17 protein-coding genes and 2 tRNA genes are annotated in these 18,083 nt (G+C 71.4%); 13 read left to right on the top strand and 6 right to left on the bottom strand.

The features are described 5' to 3' along the window. The first annotated feature begins 20 nt into the window (after positions 1-20). Complete coding sequence (locus SHK19_RS16640; RefSeq protein WP_322456457.1) at positions 21-461, top strand: SRPBCC family protein; 441 nt, start codon at positions 21-23, stop codon at positions 459-461. 78 nt (positions 462-539) lie between these two features. Further along, positions 540-2,000, top strand: coding sequence for a sulfatase family protein (locus SHK19_RS16635; protein ID WP_322936896.1), 1,461 nt, complete (start codon positions 540-542; stop codon positions 1,998-2,000). A gap of 53 nt (positions 2,001-2,053) precedes the next feature. On the opposite strand, the gene SHK19_RS16630 is transcribed toward SHK19_RS16635, so the two are convergent. Both SHK19_RS16630 and SHK19_RS16625 read right to left on the bottom strand, forming a co-directional pair. Further along, entirely contained in the window at positions 2,054-2,875 is an 822-nt protein-coding gene (locus tag SHK19_RS16630) for an ABC transporter permease (protein WP_322936894.1), read from the bottom strand. Beyond that, positions 2,872-3,915, bottom strand: coding sequence for an ABC transporter ATP-binding protein (locus SHK19_RS16625; protein ID WP_322936893.1), 1,044 nt, complete (start codon positions 3,913-3,915; stop codon positions 2,872-2,874). Before SHK19_RS16625 ends, SHK19_RS16630 begins: the two co-directional genes overlap by 4 nt. A gap of 63 nt (positions 3,916-3,978) precedes the next feature. On the opposite strand from SHK19_RS16625, the gene SHK19_RS16620 reads away from it, so the two are divergent. Continuing rightward, positions 3,979-4,932: a helix-turn-helix transcriptional regulator gene (locus SHK19_RS16620; protein ID WP_322936892.1), complete on the top strand. Its 954-nt coding sequence runs from the start codon at positions 3,979-3,981 to the stop codon at positions 4,930-4,932. A gap of 2 nt (positions 4,933-4,934) precedes the next feature. On the opposite strand, the gene SHK19_RS16615 is transcribed toward SHK19_RS16620, so the two are convergent. From SHK19_RS16615 to SHK19_RS16600, 4 genes are read right to left on the bottom strand one after another with little or no spacing between them, the layout of a single operon-like run. Beyond that, positions 4,935-5,750: a purine-nucleoside phosphorylase gene (locus SHK19_RS16615; protein WP_322456462.1), complete on the bottom strand. Its 816-nt coding sequence runs from the start codon at positions 5,748-5,750 to the stop codon at positions 4,935-4,937. Between the two features lie 18 nt (positions 5,751-5,768). Next, positions 5,769-7,223, bottom strand: coding sequence for a YncE family protein (locus SHK19_RS16610; RefSeq protein ID WP_322456463.1), 1,455 nt, complete (start codon positions 7,221-7,223; stop codon positions 5,769-5,771). Between the two features lie 31 nt (positions 7,224-7,254). Continuing rightward, positions 7,255-7,707: a gamma-glutamylcyclotransferase family protein gene (locus SHK19_RS16605; protein WP_322936891.1), complete on the bottom strand. Its 453-nt coding sequence runs from the start codon at positions 7,705-7,707 to the stop codon at positions 7,255-7,257. A gap of 51 nt (positions 7,708-7,758) precedes the next feature. Next, positions 7,759-8,922 carry a S8 family peptidase gene (locus SHK19_RS16600; protein ID WP_322456465.1) on the bottom strand — a complete coding sequence of 388 codons (1,164 nt, stop codon included), beginning with the start codon at positions 8,920-8,922 and terminating at the stop codon, positions 7,759-7,761. Between the two features lie 116 nt (positions 8,923-9,038). Between SHK19_RS16600 and lpdA the strand changes: the two genes are divergently transcribed. From lpdA to SHK19_RS16550, 10 genes are all read left to right on the top strand, one after another. Further along, a complete protein-coding gene (gene lpdA / locus SHK19_RS16595; protein ID WP_322456466.1) occupies positions 9,039-10,436 on the top strand; it encodes a dihydrolipoyl dehydrogenase in 1,398 nt (465 codons plus the stop codon). A 133-nt stretch (positions 10,437-10,569) separates the two neighbouring features. Next, positions 10,570-11,088 (top strand): HAD family acid phosphatase, encoded by a 519-nt coding sequence (locus SHK19_RS16590; RefSeq protein ID WP_322936890.1) that lies wholly within the window; start codon positions 10,570-10,572, stop codon positions 11,086-11,088. Between the two features lie 19 nt (positions 11,089-11,107). Continuing rightward, positions 11,108-12,499: an NAD(P)H-quinone dehydrogenase gene (locus tag SHK19_RS16585; protein ID WP_322938706.1), complete on the top strand. Its 1,392-nt coding sequence runs from the start codon at positions 11,108-11,110 to the stop codon at positions 12,497-12,499. A 35-nt stretch (positions 12,500-12,534) separates the two neighbouring features. Then, on the top strand, positions 12,535-13,056 hold the full coding sequence (locus SHK19_RS16580; protein WP_322456469.1) for a ribose-5-phosphate isomerase: 522 nt from the start codon (positions 12,535-12,537) through the stop codon (positions 13,054-13,056). Then, positions 13,049-13,891 (top strand): Fpg/Nei family DNA glycosylase, encoded by an 843-nt coding sequence (locus tag SHK19_RS16575; RefSeq protein WP_322936889.1) that lies wholly within the window; start codon positions 13,049-13,051, stop codon positions 13,889-13,891. The genes SHK19_RS16580 and SHK19_RS16575 overlap by 8 nt, the downstream gene beginning before the upstream one ends. After that, positions 13,846-14,937 (top strand): PP2C family protein-serine/threonine phosphatase, encoded by a 1,092-nt coding sequence (locus tag SHK19_RS16570; RefSeq protein WP_322936888.1) that lies wholly within the window; start codon positions 13,846-13,848, stop codon positions 14,935-14,937. The genes SHK19_RS16575 and SHK19_RS16570 overlap by 46 nt, the downstream gene beginning before the upstream one ends. A gap of 186 nt (positions 14,938-15,123) precedes the next feature. Continuing rightward, positions 15,124-15,197, top strand: a tRNA-Gly gene (locus tag SHK19_RS16565). Between the two features lie 69 nt (positions 15,198-15,266). Continuing rightward, positions 15,267-15,339, top strand: a tRNA-Pro gene (locus SHK19_RS16560). A gap of 34 nt (positions 15,340-15,373) precedes the next feature. After that, positions 15,374-16,774, top strand: a complete 1,401-nt coding sequence (gene tig, locus SHK19_RS16555; RefSeq protein ID WP_322456472.1) for a trigger factor — start codon at positions 15,374-15,376, stop codon at positions 16,772-16,774. A 56-nt stretch (positions 16,775-16,830) separates the two neighbouring features. Beyond that, on the top strand, positions 16,831-18,036 hold the full coding sequence (locus SHK19_RS16550; RefSeq protein ID WP_322936887.1) for an esterase/lipase family protein: 1,206 nt from the start codon (positions 16,831-16,833) through the stop codon (positions 18,034-18,036). Positions 18,037-18,083: the final 47 nt, after the last annotated feature.

The raw sequence follows: 18,083 nt of genomic DNA, 5'->3' as shown, positions 1-18,083 counted from the left end.
GCGCCCGGCATGATGGGCGCGTGCAGGCGTCGTACTCCTTCAGCGCGTCGTGGGTGACCGCGGCCCAGGTCCCCGACGTCGCCGAGACGGTGCTCGACCTCGAGCACTACCCGGAGTGGTGGCCGCAGGTGCGGGCGGTCGCGAAGCTCGGCCCGGACACCGCGCGGGTGCTGGTCCGGTCGGCGCTGCCCTACACCCTCGACCTGGTCCTGGACGCGGTCTCCCGGGAGGCGCCGGTGCTCGAGGTCGCCGTCAGCGGCGACCTCGCCGGGTGGGTGCGCTGGACACTGGTCCCGACCGGCGGCGGCACCCGGACCGACTTCACCCAGGAGGTCTCGGTGACCGGCGCGCTCGCGGCAGCGTCGTACGTCGCCCGCCCGCTGCTGCGCTGGAACCACCACCGGATGATGCGCGGCTGCGAGGACGGCCTGCGCCGCCGGCTCGCGCGGCAGGATGCGTGACCGCCGACTCGTTGCAGTGTGGCAGCGACTTCCGGGCACCCGTCGGAGCGGCTGGGCGCCTCGGCTAGTTTTCGGCGCGTGAGTGGGACCAGGGGAGCGTTCGTCGCCGTGCTGCTGGCGACCGTGGCGGTGCTGACGAGCGCGCCCGCCGTCGTCCGCGATCCGAGCTCGTCGGCCCCGACCGAGATGAACCGCGCGGGTCGCCCCAACGTCGTGGTGATCCTCACCGACGACATGCGGGCCGACGAGCTGCGCTTCCTCCCCAAGACGCGGCGGCTGCTGGTCAACCAGGGTGTCCGGTTCAGCAACGCGATCTCGCCGCACCCGATGTGCTGCCCGGCGCGGGCGGAGCTGGTCACCGGGCAGTACGGGCAGAACAACGGCGTCCGGCACAACACCGGCCGCTGGGGAGGAGCAAAGCGACTGCGCAACCCCGACAACAACATCGGCAGGTGGCTCCAGGCGGCGGGCTACCGGACGTCGTACCACGGCAAGTTCCTCAACGGCTACGAGCGACTGCGCCCGCGGCAGAAGCCGGCCGGCTGGACGCTCTGGGACGCCCAGATGGGCGGGATCTACTCCTACCGGTGGGGCCGTTTCTTCAACGGCGACCGGGTCCGCAACGAGTACGTCACGGACACCATGACCGAGCGGACGGACGACGCCTTCCGCATGTTCGCCGTCGGCCGCGCACCGTTCTTCACCGTGATCAACCACGTGGCGCCGCACGTGGCCCTCACCCGGCCGTACCTGCCGCGGTGGCAGCGCAAGTACGACGACGCGTACCGCGGGGTGAGACCGACCTCCTTCGGCGCTCCTTCCTTCAACGAGCAGCGGATCGGCGACCTGCCGCGCGGACTGCGGATGCCGAAGGTCAGCCGGGCCCGGGTCGCGGCCCTCTTCCACGCGCGGGTGCGGTCGCTGCGGTCGGTGGACGACGCGGTCGCGGCGACCGTGGCCAGGCTGGACCGCCTCGGCGAACTCGCCAACACCTACATCGTCTTCACGTCCGACAACGGCTACGCGCTCGGCGAGCACCGGCTCTCCTCCAAGAACTTCCTCTTCGACGAGGTCCTCGACGTCCCGCTGGTGGTCCGGGGCCCGGGCTTCGCTCCTGGCACCGTCGACCAGACCCCGGTCAGCCTGGTCGACCTGGTCGCGTCGATCGTCGACTGGGCCGGCGCGACGCCGGGACGCCGGCTCGACGGCGTCAGCATCGACCGGCTCCGCGACGACGACCGTCGACCGGCGCGCGACACGATCCTGGTGCAGACCGGCGACCGGCGCCCCGACGACACCCCGGGCTGGGACTACCGAGGGGTCACGACCACCCGCTACCTGTTCGGCCACCGGGCCGGCAAGCCCGGCACCGGCATCCTCTTCGACCGCCGGCGCGACCCGTACGCCCTGCACAACCGCTTCTGGGACCGCGACTACCGCGCGATCCGGCGGGCGCTGACCCACCGCACCAGGGTGCTGTCGCGTTGTGCCGGCAGCGGTTGCAACCGCGTGTTCGGCCGGCTGCCCCAACCGCGCTGAACGCCGAGCCGGCTCTTGGTCACAAGAGCCGGCTCGGCGTTCGACAGGGCGGTTCAGCTGGCGCGGTTCATCGCCCGCACACCGACCCACAGCCCGAGGACTCCGACGACCATCGAGCCGACGACGCCTGAGGCGATCGTGTCCATCGGGTAGTCGCCGGCGAAGAGCGCCCGCTCGGCGTCGACGATGTAGCGCAGCGGGTTGAGATCGGCGGCGGTCTGCAGCCAGCCCGGCGCGCCGTCCAGGGGGAGCAGGACGCCGGCGAGCAGGAGCAGCGGGAAGATCGCCGTCTGCTGCACGGTCCAGAACACCCACGCCTGGTCCTTGGCCGCCACCGCGAGGGCGAGGCTGAGCGCGCCGAGGCCCACGCTGAACGGGACCAGCACCAGGATGCCGCTGACGATCCCGATGACGTGCACGTCGAAGGCGAACGGCGCCACCGCGACCACGATCACCAGGGTCTGCAGGACGAGCGGCACCATCTCCCGCAGCGACTTTCCGATCATCAGCGCCGAGCGTCGTGCCGGCGACACGAGCAGGCGCTCGAACGATCCGCTCACGATCTCCTCGCTGAGGTTGGCGCCGGTGAACGACGCGCTCATCAGCGCCGTCATCGACACGATCCCCGGCACGAACCACTGCAGTGCCGAGCCGGTCGGGGTCTCCGGGAGCAGTGGCGCGAACAGGGCGAGGAACACGAGCGGCTGGACCATCGCGAACAGGACCGAGGCCGGGTTGCGGAGCACCGGCATCAGCTCGCGGACGAACACGTTGCGGATGTCGGCCAGGATCCCGACGGGCGCGGACGCGACGGCGGTACGGCGGACGACGGCCGTCGAAACCGGCTCGCGGACCTGGGTGATCTCGATGGTCATGCTGCTTCTCCTTCGTGCTCGCCGGCGGCGTCGACGGCGTCGCTGGTGTCGGTGGTGTCGTCGGACTCACGCAGGCTGCGACCGGTGAGGTTGAGGAAGACGTCGTCGAGCGTCGGTCCGACGACCTCCATCCGGGTGACGGGGGTCCCCGCGGCCGCGAGGTCGGCGACCAGGCCGGGAGCCGCGTCCCTTCCGAACGGCGCGCGGACGCTGACGTTGCTGCCGTCGACCGTGACGTGCGCGCCGGGGATCCGGTCGGCGCCAGCGGCGCCGGCCATGGCGTCGCCGGCGGAGCCGAAGTCCAGGGACACCAGGTCCCCGAGCGCGGACTTCAGCGCTGCGGCGGTGTCGTCCGCGATCACCCGTCCGTGGTCGATGACGATCACGCGACCGGCGAGCGCGTCGGCCTCCTCGAGGTAGTGGGTGGTGAGCACGATCGTGGTGCCGAGCTCGGCGTTGAGCCGCCGTACCTGCTCTTGCAGGTTCACCCGGTTCTGGGGGTCGAGCCCGGTCGACGGCTCGTCGAGGAAGAGGATCGCCGGCTCCTGGACCAGGCCGATGGCCACGTCGAGCCGGCGACGCTGGCCGCCCGACAGCTGCGAGACCGGCCGGTCGGCGTGCTCGGTGAGGTCGAACGCCTCGAGCAGCTCCTCGCTCCGGGCCCGCGCGTCGCCGCGGGACAGGCCGTGGGCGCGGGCCTGGCTGATGAGCTCGTCGCGCCCGCGGTACTGGTGGCCGGCGGCGTTGCCCTGACCGACGTACCCGATCGAGCGCCGGACCGCGGCCCGGTCGCGGATGACGTCGAAGCCGGCGACCTCCGCCGTCCCCGCCGTCGGAGCGATCAGCGTGGTCAGCATCCGGAGCGTCGTCGACTTGCCGGCGCCGTTCGGACCGAGGAAAGCGACCAGCTCGCCGGGCGCGATCTCCAGGTCGAGCCCGCGGACGGCCTCGATCGTCTGCTTGTTGCGCGTGTAGTGGCGGGTGAGCCCGACGGTGCGGATCACCGGCCCCCTGGTGTGCATCTCGTTGTGGTGGGTCATGACCACTACGCTAGGAATCAATGCGGTCAGTTATTGACCGCAATCAGATTCAAGGTGGAAAACATGAGCACGAGTGCCCGCATGCTGCGGCTGTTGTCCCTGTTGCAGACCCACCGGTTCTGGTCCGGAGGAGAGCTGTCCGACCGACTCGAGGTGAGCCCCCGCACGCTGCGGCGCGACGTCGACCGGCTCCGCGACCTCGGGTACGACGTCGAGGCGGTCCGCGGGGTCGCCGGCGGCTACCAGCTGCGGGCCGGGTCGAACCTCCCACCGCTGCTCCTCGAGGACGACGAGGCCGTGGCGATCGCCGTCGGCCTGCGGTCCACGGCCGGCGGTCACGTCGGCGGGATCGAGGAGACGTCGGTCCAGGCGCTGACCAAGGTGATCGCGCTGATGCCCCCGCGGCTGCGTCGCCGGATGGACGCGCTCAAGACGCAGACGGACGGTACGCCGTGGTCGGGCGGACCGGTCCTCGATGCCGGCGTCCTGACCACCTTCGCCCAGGCGTGCCGCGACGACGAGGCGGTGACCTTCGACTACACGGCCGCCGACGGCACCGCGACCGGCCGGCGGGTGGAGCCGCACCGGCTGGTCAACCTCGGCCGCCGGTGGTACCTCGTCGCCTACGACCGCGACCGGCAGGACTGGCGGTCGTTCCGGATCGACCGGGTCGACGGCGCGCCGATGCTGACCGGGCAGCGGTTCCGGCCACGGGCACTACCGGGCGGCGACGCCGTCGGGTTCGTCCGCGACGGGCTGCGGTCGCAACCGCAGCGACACCAGGTGCGGGTCCGGCTGGCCGCTTCCGCCGACGAGGTCGAGGCGCTGATGGGCCGCTGGGGCTCGGTCGAGCCGATCTCCGACACCGAGTGCCGGATGCTGCTCAACACCGACACCCTCGACTGGCCGGTGATGATCCTCGCCAACCTCGACTGCCCGTTCACCGTCGAGGGGCCCGCGGAGCTGGCGGACCTCCTCGAGCGGGTCGGCCGGCGGTTCGTCTCCGCCGGCGCCTGAGGTCAGATCCGCGGCACGACCCGGGTGAGCAGCTCGCCCATCCGGGTGGCGGCCGCGCGCCCGGCCTCGAGCACCTCGGCGTGGTCGAGCGGCTCGCCGCTCATCCCGGCGGCGAGGTTGGTCACCAGGCTGATGCCGAGGACCTCCATCCCCGCCTCCCGGGCCGCGATCGCCTCGAGGGTGGTGCTCATGCCGGCCAGGTGGCCGCCGATCGCGCGCACCATCCCGATCTCGGCCGGGGTCTCGTAGTGCGGCCCGGGGAACTGCACGTAGACACCCTCGTCGAGCGAGGGCTCGATCTCCTGGCAGATCTCCCGCAGCCGCGCCGAGTAGAGGTCGGTGAGGTCGACGAAGGTCGCGCCCACGATGGGCGACTGGCCGGTCAGGTTGATGTGGTCGCTGATCAGCACCGGCGTGCCGGGCGTCCAGTGCTCCTTGAGCCCGCCGCACCCGTTGGTCAGCACGATCGCGCGACACCCGGCCGCGGCCGCCGTACGCACGCCGTGGACGACCGGGCCGACACCGCGACCCTCGTAGTAGTGCGTCCGGCTCAGGAAGACCAGCAGCCGGCGGTCGCCGTCCTCGCTCGGCAGGGTGACCGAGCGGATCTTCCCGGAGTGGCCCGCGACGGCGGCCTTGGCGAACCCGGGCACCTCGGTCGCGTCGATCTCGGCGGTGGTCTCGCCGAGCATCTCGGCGGCCGGGAGCCACCCGGAGCCGAGCACCAGCGCGATGTCGTGCCGGGCGACGCCGGTGAGGTCGGCGATGCGGGCGGCGGCCTGCTGGGCGAGGTCGTACGGCGAGGGCTCGTCGGTCACGAGGAGGAGGTTAACTGCTCACCACTGACTGGCGAGCGCCTCCCTGACGTAGCCGTGTCGCACCCGCTGCGGGTGGTTGCCGACCGCGCGGAACGCGAGCTCCTCGCCGGTGTTCGTGTCGAGCACCGCGACCGAGTCGCTCTCGCTCAACGAGATCCAGCAGGTGTCGCCGAGACCCTCCGTCGTCCAGTAGGGCTTGCCGTAGTCGTGGCCGGTGGTCGCCTCGTCGTAGTAGGTCGCCTTGCCGGTGCCCACGTCGACGAGCGCGGCGTAGTCGTCCATCGTGCCGGCCACGCACAGCTTGGTGCCCTGGCGGTTGATCGAGAGGCCGTGGTGGGCGGAGTCGTTGACGTAGAGGTCGCGCGGCATGGTCGGGACCCGGTTCTGGAGGTTGACGATGCCGAGCACCCGGCCGGTGGTCGGCTCCGGCAGGCCCTGGAGCGTGTAGTCCGTCGTGCCGTTGAGGTCGGGCGCCTGGGTGTCGAACTTGACGTAGCCGTGGAAGAAGGAGACCTGGAAGTAGACGTAGCGGGATCCGGGCGCGATCGCCATCGGCCGGACGGCGCTGCTCATGTGCGGGAAGCCGGCTTCCTCGAGCTCGTGGCCGATCTCCCAGCGCTTGAGGATCTTGAAGTTGCGGCTGCGCACGATCTGGAACCACCGGTCGCCCTTGACCGGGTCCGTCAGCGGGTCGAAGAGGTCGTCGAGCGCTTCGGTGCCGTCGCCGGGCGTGTAGACCCGGCCGATCGAGGCGTGGAAGATCCGGCCGCCGCTCTTGGTGTAGTTGCTCTCGTGCGGGGTCTCGCCGGACGGGAAGGTGCGGAGCCGGTCGCCCATCTCGGCCTCGGTGCCGTCGGCCAGCGGCTGGTCGACCATGGCGTACTCGATGACCTGGCGCGACGTGGAGTCCGACACCAGGAGCCGCAGGCCGTCGGGGGAGAGGCCCATGTGGTCGGTGCGGAAGCCGTCCATCTGCTGCTCACGCACGATCGGGTCGGGGAGGCCGAGGGTCGCGCGCCGGATGTCGATCCAGACCACATCGGCGAAGCTCGGACGCGACACGGCCAGGTAGCGACCGTCGGGGGTCGTGAACATGTCGTCGACGTACTGGTCGTGGCCCTCGCCCGGGCCGACCCGGATCGCGAGGAAGAGCGCCAGCTTGACCGGGTTGGTGAAGATCGCGTTCAGCTCCTGGCTCTTGTCCGGGATCAGGTTGACGCCGCGCTTGAGCACCTTGAACGAGTGCGCGTCGACGATGCTCGCGGTGCCGTCCCAGTTGTTGCCGACCCACATCACGTCCCGCAGGCCCGCGGGTGCGGCCGCGCGGAAGCCCGGCGCGGGAGCGAGGTCGGCAGGAGTGGAGGCGCTGGCGGTGGTGGGCTCCGCCGGGGCGCTGGGGGTCGGTACGACGAACGCTGCGAGTGCTGCGGCACCGCAGGAGGCCGTGACGAGCAGGCGGGTCAGTGAGGGCACGCCCTGCTCAACGACCCCGGGGCGGGACGGGTTACAGGCCCGTCGAGCGGCAGGGGCGGCGCCGGAGCGCGGCGACGTAGTCGTCGGGTGCGTCGGCGGCCTCGGCGGCGTCGGCCAGCACGCCGAGGTACGACGCCGAGGGCAGCCCGCCCTCGTAGGCGTCGAGCACGTAGGTCCACGCGACGACCGAGCCGGTCAGGGTCGCGACCCGGACCTTCGTCTTGCGGTAGAGACCGGAGTCAGCCGACTCCCACTGGTCCAGCAGCGGCTCGTCCTGCGGGCTCAGGTCGTACAGAGCGACGAAGACCTGCTCCAGCGGATCCTGGACGATGGTCGCGAGCGAGCCGTCCCACCCGTGCTCCTCACCGCCGAAGGTCAGCCGCCACCCGGTGAGCCAGCCCGTCGTCTGGAGCGGGGAGTGGGGACACCGCTCGCCCATCCGGGCAGGGTCCAGGTTGGTCCCGTAGGCGGCGTACGACGTCACGCGCACAGGCTAGAGGACCTGCACGGCGCGTCGTACGCCGCCGCGGTGGCGTCAGTAGCTGACGAGGAGATCGTTGTTCGGCGTGGCGACCGAGCACAGGATCAGCACGCAGGTCCGGTCGGTCCCGCTGATCTTGTCCTTGGTGGTGCGGGCGAGGACTGCCGCCGAGACCTCGCTCGGCGAGGCGCCCGGGTGGGTGGTGAGGTACTGCGCAGCCACGCCGGCCACGTGCGGTGCGGCCATCGACGTCCCGCTGATCGTCTGCGACCCGTTGGCGAGCCACGCCGACGTGATGTCGACGCCGGGCGCGAACAGGTCCACGCAGCTGCCCCTGTTGGAGAACGACGCGCGGGCGTCGTTGCGGTCGCTGGCGGCGACCGTGAGCGCCTGCGCGGTGCGCGCCGGTGACTTGCGGCAGGCGTCGGTGTTCTCGTTGCCCGCGGCGACGGCCATGGTCACGCCGTCGGCGATGACGCGGCGGACCGCGTCGTCCAGCGCCAGCGAGGCGGCGCCGCCCAGGCTCATGTTCGCCACGGCAGGAACGCCTGCCTGGTGGTGGGCGACGACCCAGTCGAGCCCGGCGATCACGCCGGCGGTGCTGCCGGAGCCGTCGCAGCCCAGGACGCGCACCGCGATCAGCCGCGCGCTCTTGGCCACCCCGTAGGCCGACCCGCCGACGGTGCCGGCCACGTGCGTGCCGTGTCCGTTGCAGTCGGTCGCGTTCGCGTCGCCGTCGACAGTGTCGGTGCCGTGGGACGCCCGCCCCCCGAAGTCCGGGTGGGTGGTCAGGATCCCGGTGTCCACCACGTAGGCGTTCACGCCGCTGCCGGTCGGCCCGTAGGTGTAGGAGTTGTTGAGCGGCAGGTCGCGCTGGTCGATCCGGTCGATGCCCCAGCTCGGCGTCGGCGTCTGGGTGTCGCTGGCACGGACACCGCGATCGATCTCGATCCTCCGCACGCGGGCGTCGCCGCGCAGGACGGAGAGGAGGGCTTCGGGGACGGACGCCGCGAAGCCGTTGATGGCGTGGCGGTAGATGTGGCTGACCTCGCCGCTGCTGCCGAGGAGAGCCCGCGACGCCGATCCAGGATCGGCGGAGGGGGCGAGCGTGACGATCACGTTGACCGCCGGGCCGGCGGTCGCCGGCGGAGCGGGAGCCGCGACCAGGCCGGTCGCCACGAGCGCGCAGGTGAGAAGAAGGGCACGGATGATGGACACGAGAGGGAGCTCCTTCGAGACGTGCCGGCGGCCACGAGATACCGCCGACTCTGCGGGCACTCTCGCGCACGGCCGCGGTGAGCACAAGCGCTGGCGCGGCCATTACGCTGGCGCCTGTGACCTCCCACTTCGATGTCCTCGTTCTCGGCGCCGGCCCCGGTGGCTACGTCGCCGCCATCCGCGCCGCCCAGCTCGGCAAGTCCGTCGCCGTGGTGGAGGAGAAGTACTGGGGTGGTGTCTGTCTCAACGTCGGGTGCATCCCGTCGAAGGCGCTGCTGAGGAACGCCGAGCTCGCGCACATCATCACGCAGGAGAAGGACACCTTCGGGATCTCCGGTGACGCGACCATGGACTTCGGCGTGACCCACGCCCGCAGCCGCAAGGTGGCCGACGCGAGCGCCAAGGGCGTCCACTACCTGATGAAGAAGAACAAGATCACCGAGATCGACGGCTGGGGCACGCTCACCGGCCCGAAGGCCATCGACGTCGAGAAGGACGGCCAGACGACGTCGTACGAGTTCGACAACCTGATCATCGCCACCGGCGCCGGCGTACGGCTGGTCCCCGGCGTGGAGCTCAGCGACAACGTGGTCACCTACGAGGAGCAGATCCTCACCGACCAGCTGCCCGGGTCGATCGTCATCGGCGGCTCCGGCGCCATCGGCGTCGAGTTCGCCTACGTGCTGAAGAACTTCGGCGTCGACGTCACCATCGTCGAGTACCTCGACCGGATGGTGCCCACCGAGGACGCGGACGTCTCCAAGGAGCTGGCCCGTCAGTACAAGAAGCTCGGCGTCAAGGTGCTGACCTCGACCGCCGTCAAGAAGGTCGAGGACACCGGGTCGGGCGTCAAGGTCACCGTCGCTCCGGCCGACGGCGGCGAGGAGAACGTCCTCGAGGCCGACAAGTTCCTCGCGGCGTTCGGCTTCGCGCCGCGGGTCGAGGGCTTCGGCCGGGAGGCCGCCGGCGTCGAGCTCACCGACCGCGGCGCGATCGCCGTGGACGAGCGCGGCCGCACCAACGTCGACGGCGTCTACGCGATCGGCGACTGCACCGGGAAGCTGATGCTGGCGCACACCGCCGAGGCGATGGGCGTGGTCGCGGCCGAGACGATCGCGGACGCGGAGACCATGGAGATCAACTTCGACATGATCCCGCGCGCGACCTTCTGCCAGCCGCAGATCGCGTCGTTCGGCTACTCCGAGGCGCAGGCCAAGGAGATGGGCTACGACGTGAAGACGTCGTCCTTCCCGTTCTCCGCGAACGGCAAGGCCCGCGGCATGGCCGAGGGGGTCGGCTTCGTGAAGATCGTGGCCGACGCCGAGCACAACGAGATCCTCGGGGCGCACATGATCGGGCCGGAGGTCACCGAGCTGCTGCCGGCGCTGACGCTCGCGCAGCAGTGGGACCTCACAGCCGACGAGGTCGCCCGCAACGTCTTCGCGCACCCGACCCTGTCGGAGGCCATGAAGGAAGCCATCGAGGGCATCGCCGGCCACATGATCAACCTCTGAAGTCCAGGTGGCCGCGAGCCTGCGAGCGGGCGCCGTCGGACGAAGAGATCGAGTGTCCGCGCGGGCGAGCTTGCGAGCCCGCGACCGGACGTATCGAGATCTCCGTTCCCTGATCCGTGTCCTCCTCTGCCTCGTGCTTCTCCTCGCGCTCCAGCCGGCCGTACCCGCCGCCGCACGACCACTGCCGACGAAGAAGCAGTGGCTCGCCGACGTGCGGGCCGCGATGAGGGGATCCCACAGGTGGTTGGACCGCCGGGTGGAGCGCGGCGGCGGACGACTGGCGATCGTGCTGGACATCGACAACACGGCGATCGCCAGCCACTACGCGTTCCCCGAGCCGGTGCGGCCGGTGCTGAGGTTCGCCACCCACGCCCGTCGGGATGGGGTGAAGGTCTCTTTCGCGACGGCGCGACGGCGGTCCGAGCTGACGGACATCACGCGGGTGCTGGGGAGGGCGGGCTACCGGTTCGCAGCCGTCTGCGGCCGATACCGGTCCGAGTCGATCGCCCATGGGAAGACTCGCTGCCGCCGCGAGCTGGAGCGGGCGGGCCACACGGTGATCGCAATGGTCGGCAACCGCTCGACCGACTTCGCGGGCGGGCACTACGAGCGGGCGTTCCGGCTGCCCAGCTACCGCAACCGGCTCAACTGAGGCTGCAACAATGAGCGCCATGTCTCGCGTGGTGATCATCGGCGGCGGTCCTGGCGGGTATGAGTCGGCGCTGGTCGCCGCGCAGCTCGGAGCCGACGTGACCGTCGTCGACACCGACGGGGTGGGTGGCTCGGCGGTCCTCACCGACTGCGTGCCGAGCAAGACACTGATCGCGACAGCCGAGCTGATGACCGACATGGCGGAGGCCGCCGAGCTCGGCATCGAGGCGCGCGACCACCAGGGGGACCTCAGCACGACGCTTGAGGTCGACCTGGCGAAGGTCAACGCCCGGGTCAAGCGCCTCGCCTCCGACCAGTCCGCCGACATCGCGCGCCGGCTCGAGCGGGAGAAGGTGCGCGTCGTACCCGGCCGCGGGCTGCTCGACAGCCCGGGCGCCGTCGTCGCCGAGCTCGCCGACGGTGGCACCGAGACGCTCACGGCCGACGCGGTCCTGGTGGCGACCGGGGCCGCACCGCGCACCCTGCCGAGCGCGGTGCCCGACGGGGAGCGGATCCTCACCTGGGAGCAGGTCTACGACCTCACCGAGGTGCCCACCGAGCTGATCGTGGTCGGTTCCGGCGTGACCGGCGCGGAGTTCGCCAGCGCCTACCTCGCGCTCGGGATCCCGGTCACCCTGGTGTCGTCCCGCGACCGGGTGCTCCCCGGCGAGGACGCCGACGCGGCGCAGGTGCTCGAGGACGTCCTCACCCGCCGCGGCATGAAGGTGCTCGGGCAGTCGAGGATGGAGTCGGTCACCCGCTCCGGCGACGTCGTGACCGTCCGGCTCACCGACGGCCGCGAGGTCCAGGGATCGCACTGCATCCTGGCGCTCGGCTCGGTCCCGAACACCGCCGGCGTCGGCCTGGAGGAGGCGGGGGTGACGCTCGACGACGGCGGCTTCGTCAAGGTCGACCGGGTGTCGCGTACGTCGGCGCGCGGCGTCTACGCGGCCGGCGACTGCACGGGAGTCCTGATGCTGGCGTCGGTCGCCGCGATGCAGGGCCGGATCGCGATGTGGCACTTCCTCGGCGACGCCGTGGCGCCGCTCGACCTCAAGCGGGTCTCGTCGAACGTGTTCACCGCCCCCGAGATCGCGACCGTCGGATGGTCGCAGCGCGCCATCGACGCGGGCGAGATCCAGGCCGAGACGGTGATGCTCCCGCTCCGCGGCAACCCGCGCGCCAAGATGCAGGGCGTGCACGACGGCTTCGTGAAGCTGTTCTGCCGGCCGGGCACCGGGATCGTCGTCGGTGGGGTCGTGGTCGGACCTCGGGCGAGCGAGCTGATCCACCCGGTGTCGCTGGCGGTCGCGGAGTCGATCACGGCCGACCAGCTCGCCCAGGCGTTCACGGTCTACCCGTCGATGAGCGGCTCGGTGGCGGAGGCCGCCCGCCGCCTGCACCACTTCTGACAAGGGCGACGGTCGTTTCTGCCAGGATGTCCGCCATGCGCGTGCACCTCGGTTGCGACCATGCCGGTCTCGACCTCAAGAGCCACCTCACCGGGTGGCTGACCGAACACGGTTACGAGCCGGTCGACCACGGTCCCTTCGTGTACGACGCCCTCGACGACTACCCGGTCTTCTGCCTGCGCGCGGCCGAGGGCGTGGCGAGGGATCGGGCCGCCGGCCTCGACAGCCTCGGCGTGGTGATCGGCGGATCGGGCAACGGCGAGCAGATCGCGGCCAACAAGGTGAAGGGGATCCGGGCGGCGCTCGCGTGGTCGGAGGACACCGCGTCCCTGGCCCGCGAGCACAACGACGCCTGGGTGGTCGCGGTCGGCGGACGGATGCACTCGCTCGAGGAGCTGGTCCGGCTGGTCGAGGTCTTCCTCACCACACCGTTCCCGGGCGACGAGCGGCACGCCCGCAGGATCGGCCAGATGTCGTCGTACGAAGCCACCGGAGAGCTCCCTCCGTTGCCCGCATCGGCCCGCTCGGTCCCCGGCGGGCCGGCTGACGATGCCTGAAGGCCATACCCTGCACCGGCTCGCCCGCCAGGTCACCGACGTCTTCGGCGACCAGCAGGTGCGGGTCGGGAGTCCGCAGGGACGGTTCGCGGAGGCGGCCGCCCAGCTCGACGGCACCGAGGTGCGCGGCGCCGAGACCTGGGGCAAGCACCTCTTCATCGACGTCGGCGGCGACCGCCACATCCACGTCCACCTCGGCCTCTACGGCAGCTTCGACGTCCACGACCTGGTGTCCGACGTCCCGGCGCCGGTCGGGGAGGTCCGGCTGCGTCTGGTCCGCGTCGACGGCAAGGCGTACGCCGACCTCCGGGGCGCCACGATCTGCGCGCTGGTCACGACCGCCGAGCGCGACGCGGTCGTCGCCCGGATCGGCCCCGACCCGCTCCGGCCGGACGCCGACCCGGACCGCGCGTGGGCGCGGATCAGCCGCAGTGCGGCGCCGATCGGGACGCTGCTGATGGACCAGTCCGTGGTCGCCGGCGTCGGCAACGTCTATCGCGCCGAGCTGCTGTTCCGGCACCGGATCCACCCGCTGCGCGCGGGACGGACCCTGCGGTCGGGGCAGTGGCAGGCGATGTGGGACGACCTGGTGGTGCTGATGGCCGAGGGCGTGCGCACCGGCATCATCGACACGGTCCGTCCCGAGCACGAGCCCGAGGCGATGGGCCGTCCGCCGCGCGACGACGATCACGGGGGAGAGGTCTACGTCTACCGCCGGGCCGGCCAGCCGTGCCACGTCTGCGGTCGCGCGGTCAGCACCACGGTGCTCGGCGGTCGCAACCTGTTCTGGTGCAGCCGGTGCCAGCCGGCGTTCCGGTCGAGGTCCGCGCGGTGAGCCCGCGCAGGTCGATCACGTCACTCGGCACGGAGCTCTGGATCCTGTTCGGGCTGGTGCTGCTCGCTGTCGCGATCCTCCTCGGCGTCGGCATGTACCCGATGCAGGTCCCGTTCACCGCGCTCAGCGTGCCGCTGGTGCTCGGAGCGCTGCTGCTGGGTCCGCGGACCATGACCTGGCTGCTGGCCCTCCTCATCGTCGCGCTCCTCATCGCCCAGATGCAGCAGCCCACCAGCACGCCGCGGCTGATCGCGGCGATGGCGATCCTGATCCTGCTCTGCGTCATCGCCCTGGTCATCAGCGTGCGCCGCAGCACGCTCGGGATCGGCCAGCGGCGCGGCGAGTCGATGCTCGTCGACCTGCGCGACCGGATCCTGGCGCAGGGGACGATCCCGCGGCTGCCGGACAACTGGCTGGTCGAGTCCGCCCTGTCCTCGGCCGGCGGCTCGCCGTTCGCCGGGGACTTCGTCGTGGCGACCACGCGGGAGGACGGCCGGCGGCTCGAGGTGGCTGTCGTGGACGTCTCGGGCAAGGGAGAGGCGGCCGGCACCCGGGCGCTCCAGCTCTCGGGCGCCATGGGCGGCCTGATCGGTGCTCTCCCTCCCCGGCACTTCCTGCCCGCCGCCAACGACTACCTGCTCCAGCGCGACTGGGACGAGGGCTTCGCCACGGCGGTGCACCTCTCGCTCGACCTGGCGACCGGTGACTACGAGCTCCGGACGGCCGGTCATCCGCCGCCGGTGCAGCGGTTCGCCGGGTCCGGACGCTGGCTGGCGATCCAGACGGAGGGCCCGGTGCTCGGCCTCATCCCCTCGGTCGACTACGAGCCGAGGCGGGGGCGGCTCGGCTCCGGCGACGTCCTGCTGCTCTACACCGACGGCATGGTGGAGGAGCCGCGGCGCGACATCGAGCTCGGCATCGACGAGATGCTGGGTGTCGCCGAGCAGCTCTTCCGCAACTCGCTCGACGGCCTCGCGGAACGGCTCGCGGCCAAGGTCGGCTCGCGCGACGACGACCGGGCACTGCTGCTGGTGCACCGCCGCTGATTGCGGTCAGCGTCCGTCTCACCGGATCTCGATACGCGCGTCACGGCCTCGCAGGCTCAGCCGTGGCGCTACTCGATCTTCGCACCTGCTCTGAGACCGGCCTCGTCCTCGGACGGTCTCAGGGCGCTCGCTGGTTGGGGCCGATGACCGTGCCTGTGGCACCATGACATCCGCGTTTGCACGTGCGCGGATGTAGCTCAATGGTAGAGCCCCAGTCTTCCAAACTGGCTACGCGGGTTCGATTCCCGTCATCCGCTCCAAGGAGCCTTCGTCGGGCTTGCCGGTGCCGCCTTCGGGCGGGATCCGGCGCCTCGTCGGAAGCCTCTTGGCGGGGCGTAGCGTAGTGGCTAGCGCGCCTGCTTTGGGAGCAGGAGATCGCAGGTTCGAGTCCTGTCGCCCCGACGCATCACTCATATCCATGAAGGAGAACAAGCCTGTGAAGAGCGCCGTCGAGACCTTGAGCCCGACCAGGGCCAAGCTGACCGTCGAGGTGCCCTTCGAGGAGCTCAAGCCGAGCCTCGACGCGGCGTACCAGAAGATCGCGAAGCAGATCAACATCCCCGGGTTCCGCAAGGGGAAGGTGCCGCCCGCGATCATCGACCGCCAGTTCCCCGGCGCCGCCCGCGAGGAGGCGCTCAACGACGTCCTCGGCACCAAGTACATCGAGGCGCTGCAGGCCAACGACCTGGTCCCGCTCGCCCAGCCCGACGTCGAGGTCGTCAAGTACGACGACGACGGCCCCCTCGAGTTCACCGCCGAGGTCGACATCAAGCCCGAGATCGTGCTGCCGGAGACCGACGGCCTCGAGGTGTCGGTCGACGACATCGAGGTGAGCGAGGACGACGTCACCGAGCAGGTCGACGCGCTGCGCGCCCGGTTCGGCACCCTGATCGACGTCGAGCGTCCGGCCCAGGACGGCGACTTCGTCGTCCTCGACCTCAAGGCGACCAAGGACGGCGAGGCCGTCGAGGGCGCCGAGATCTCCGGCTTCTCCTACCAGGTCGGCCGCGGTGGCATGATCGACGGCCTCGACGAGGCGCTCGTCGGCGTCTCCGCCGGCGAGGAGAAGGTCTTCACCTCCCAGCTCGTCAACGGCGACCTGGTCGGCGAGGACGTCGAGGTGGCCGTGGCCGTGAGCCAGGTCCAGGAGCAGGAGCTCCCCGAGCTCGACGACGACTTCGCGCAGATGGCCTCCGAGTTCGACACCTTCGCCGAGCTCCAGGACGACGTCCGGGAGCGGCTGGCCCGCGGCAAGCGGCTCGAACAGGCCGCGGCCGCGCGCGACGCCGTCCTCGAGGCGCTGCTCGACCGCGTCGAGATCCCGTTGCCCGAGACCCTCGTCACCGAGGAGCTCAACGCCCGGCGTGAGAGCGTCGAGCAGCAGCTCTCCTACGCCGGGATGACCCTGGACGCCTACCTCGAGGAGGAGGGCCAGACCCAGGAGGAGTTCGAGGCCGACCTCGACCGCCGGGTCCGCGACGCGGTCGCCGCCCAGTTCCTGCTCGACGAGATCGCCGACAAGGGCGAGATCGGCGTCGACCAGGGCGAGCTGACCGAGCACATGGTGCGGCGCGCGCAGCAGTCCGGCCAGGACCCGCAGGAGTTCGTCAACCACATGCTCGAGCACAACCACGTGCCCGAGATGGTGCAGGAGATCCGCCGCGGCAAGGCGCTCGCGCAGCTGGTCGAGGGCGCGACCGTCAAGGACGCCTCCGGTAACCCCGTCGAGCTCAAGAACCTTCGCCCCGACGGCACGATCGGCGACCCCGAGGCCGAGGCCGAGGCAGTCGTCGAGCCCGAGGCACCGGCCGACGACGACGAGCAGACCGAGGCCTGAGACACGCCGAGAGGCCTCAGTGCACGACTGTGCACTGAGGCGCTACTGTGCCGGTCATGCACACCGCGCCGCCACCGGCACCCGGAGCCAGCGTCGTCGACGCGCTCTCGCTCCTCGCCTCGGTCACCGACGAGCTCGTCGTCGGCAGCGCCCGGGACACGCACGACGCCGTGACGCGACGGGTGCACGGCGTGCTCCGCCTGGGCCTGGGATCTGCTGCGACCCCGATCGAGACCGTCCACCGCGGCGCCGCGGCGGCGGTGTACGGCGGGCTCGGGCTGGCCCTGCGCAAGAGCAGCGCCGGCCTCGACAAGCTGGCCTCGACCGGGGTCGGGCCGCGGCTCGAGGACGGCGCCCGCGGTCGGTTCGTCTCGTCCGCGGTCAACGGCCTGATCGGCGACGAGCTGCTCCGCGACCGGCCGCAGCTGGCGATCCCGATGACGGTCCGGTCCGGAGGTCGCGACGTCCGGGTGACCACCGACGACCTCGCCCAGGCCTTCCCTGGCGCCACCGGCCGCCTGGTCGTGTTCATGCACGGGCTGTGCGAGAACGAGGCGTACTGGAACCTGCACCGCGAGCGCACCGGCACGACGTACGGCGAGGCGCTCGCGGAGCTCGGCTGGACCCCGGTCTACCTCCGCGCGAACACCGGTCTCCCGATCCGCGAGAACGGCGTCATCCTCGCCGCGCTCCTGCGCGACGTCGTCGACGCCTGGCCGGTCGAGGTCGAGCGGATCGCGCTGGTCGGTCACTCGATGGGCGGCCTGATCATGCGGGCCGCGCTCAACGTGCTCGCGCTCGACGACGCCTCCTCGCCGGTCGCGCCTGTCGAGACCTGGGCCGACCGCGTCACCGACGTGGTCACGCTCGGATCGCCCCACCGCGGCGCGCCGATCGCCTGGGGCATCGGCCACGGGAGCCGGCTGCTCGCCCTGCTGCCGGAGACCTCGGCGTTCGGCCGGATCCTCGACAAGCGCTCCGAGGGGGTCCGCGACCTCGTCGACGGGTACGTCGACGAGCTGCCGCCGCTCAAGGAGGCGCGCTACCGGCTGGTGGCCGCCACCATCACGGAGTCGGCGCGGCACCCGATCGGCAACGTGTTGGGTGACTACCTGGTGCGACCCCGGTCCGCGGTGGGTCGAGACCGGCGCGGCGCCGAGATGTTCCCGGACGCCGAGACCCTCCACGTCGGCAGCACCGACCACTTCGGCATCCTCAACCACCCCGAGGTCCTCGCCGGCCTCAAGCGCTGGCTCGCGTAGGCCGAGACCCGGTAACGCCGATCGCCCCGGTCTGCCACCATGCGGGT

Origin of the sequence: Nocardioides bizhenqiangii, assembly GCF_034661235.1 — a bacterium.
Classification (GTDB): Bacteria; Actinomycetota; Actinomycetes; order Propionibacteriales; family Nocardioidaceae; genus Nocardioides; species Nocardioides bizhenqiangii.
The sequence above is the reverse complement of the archived record's forward strand: the minus strand, read 5'-3'. Positions and strand labels throughout refer to the sequence as shown.

Bases quoted from the DNA above. Each gene is read 5' to 3' on its own strand.
- SHK19_RS16630 (WP_322936894.1), bottom strand. From the start codon at position 2,875: ATGACCATCGAGATCACCCAGGTCCGCGAGCCGGTTTCGACGGCCGTC.
- SHK19_RS16625 (WP_322936893.1), bottom strand. From the start codon at position 3,915: ATGACCCACCACAACGAGATGCACACCAGGGGGCCGGTGATCCGCACC.
- SHK19_RS16620 (WP_322936892.1), top strand. From the start codon at position 3,979: ATGAGCACGAGTGCCCGCATGCTGCGGCTGTTGTCCCTGTTGCAGACC.
- SHK19_RS16585 (WP_322938706.1), top strand. From the start codon at position 11,108: ATGTCTCGCGTGGTGATCATCGGCGGCGGTCCTGGCGGGTATGAGTCG.
- SHK19_RS16580 (WP_322456469.1), top strand. From the start codon at position 12,535: ATGCGCGTGCACCTCGGTTGCGACCATGCCGGTCTCGACCTCAAGAGC.
- SHK19_RS16575 (WP_322936889.1), top strand. From the start codon at position 13,049: ATGCCTGAAGGCCATACCCTGCACCGGCTCGCCCGCCAGGTCACCGAC.
- SHK19_RS16550 (WP_322936887.1), top strand. From the start codon at position 16,831: ATGCACACCGCGCCGCCACCGGCACCCGGAGCCAGCGTCGTCGACGCG.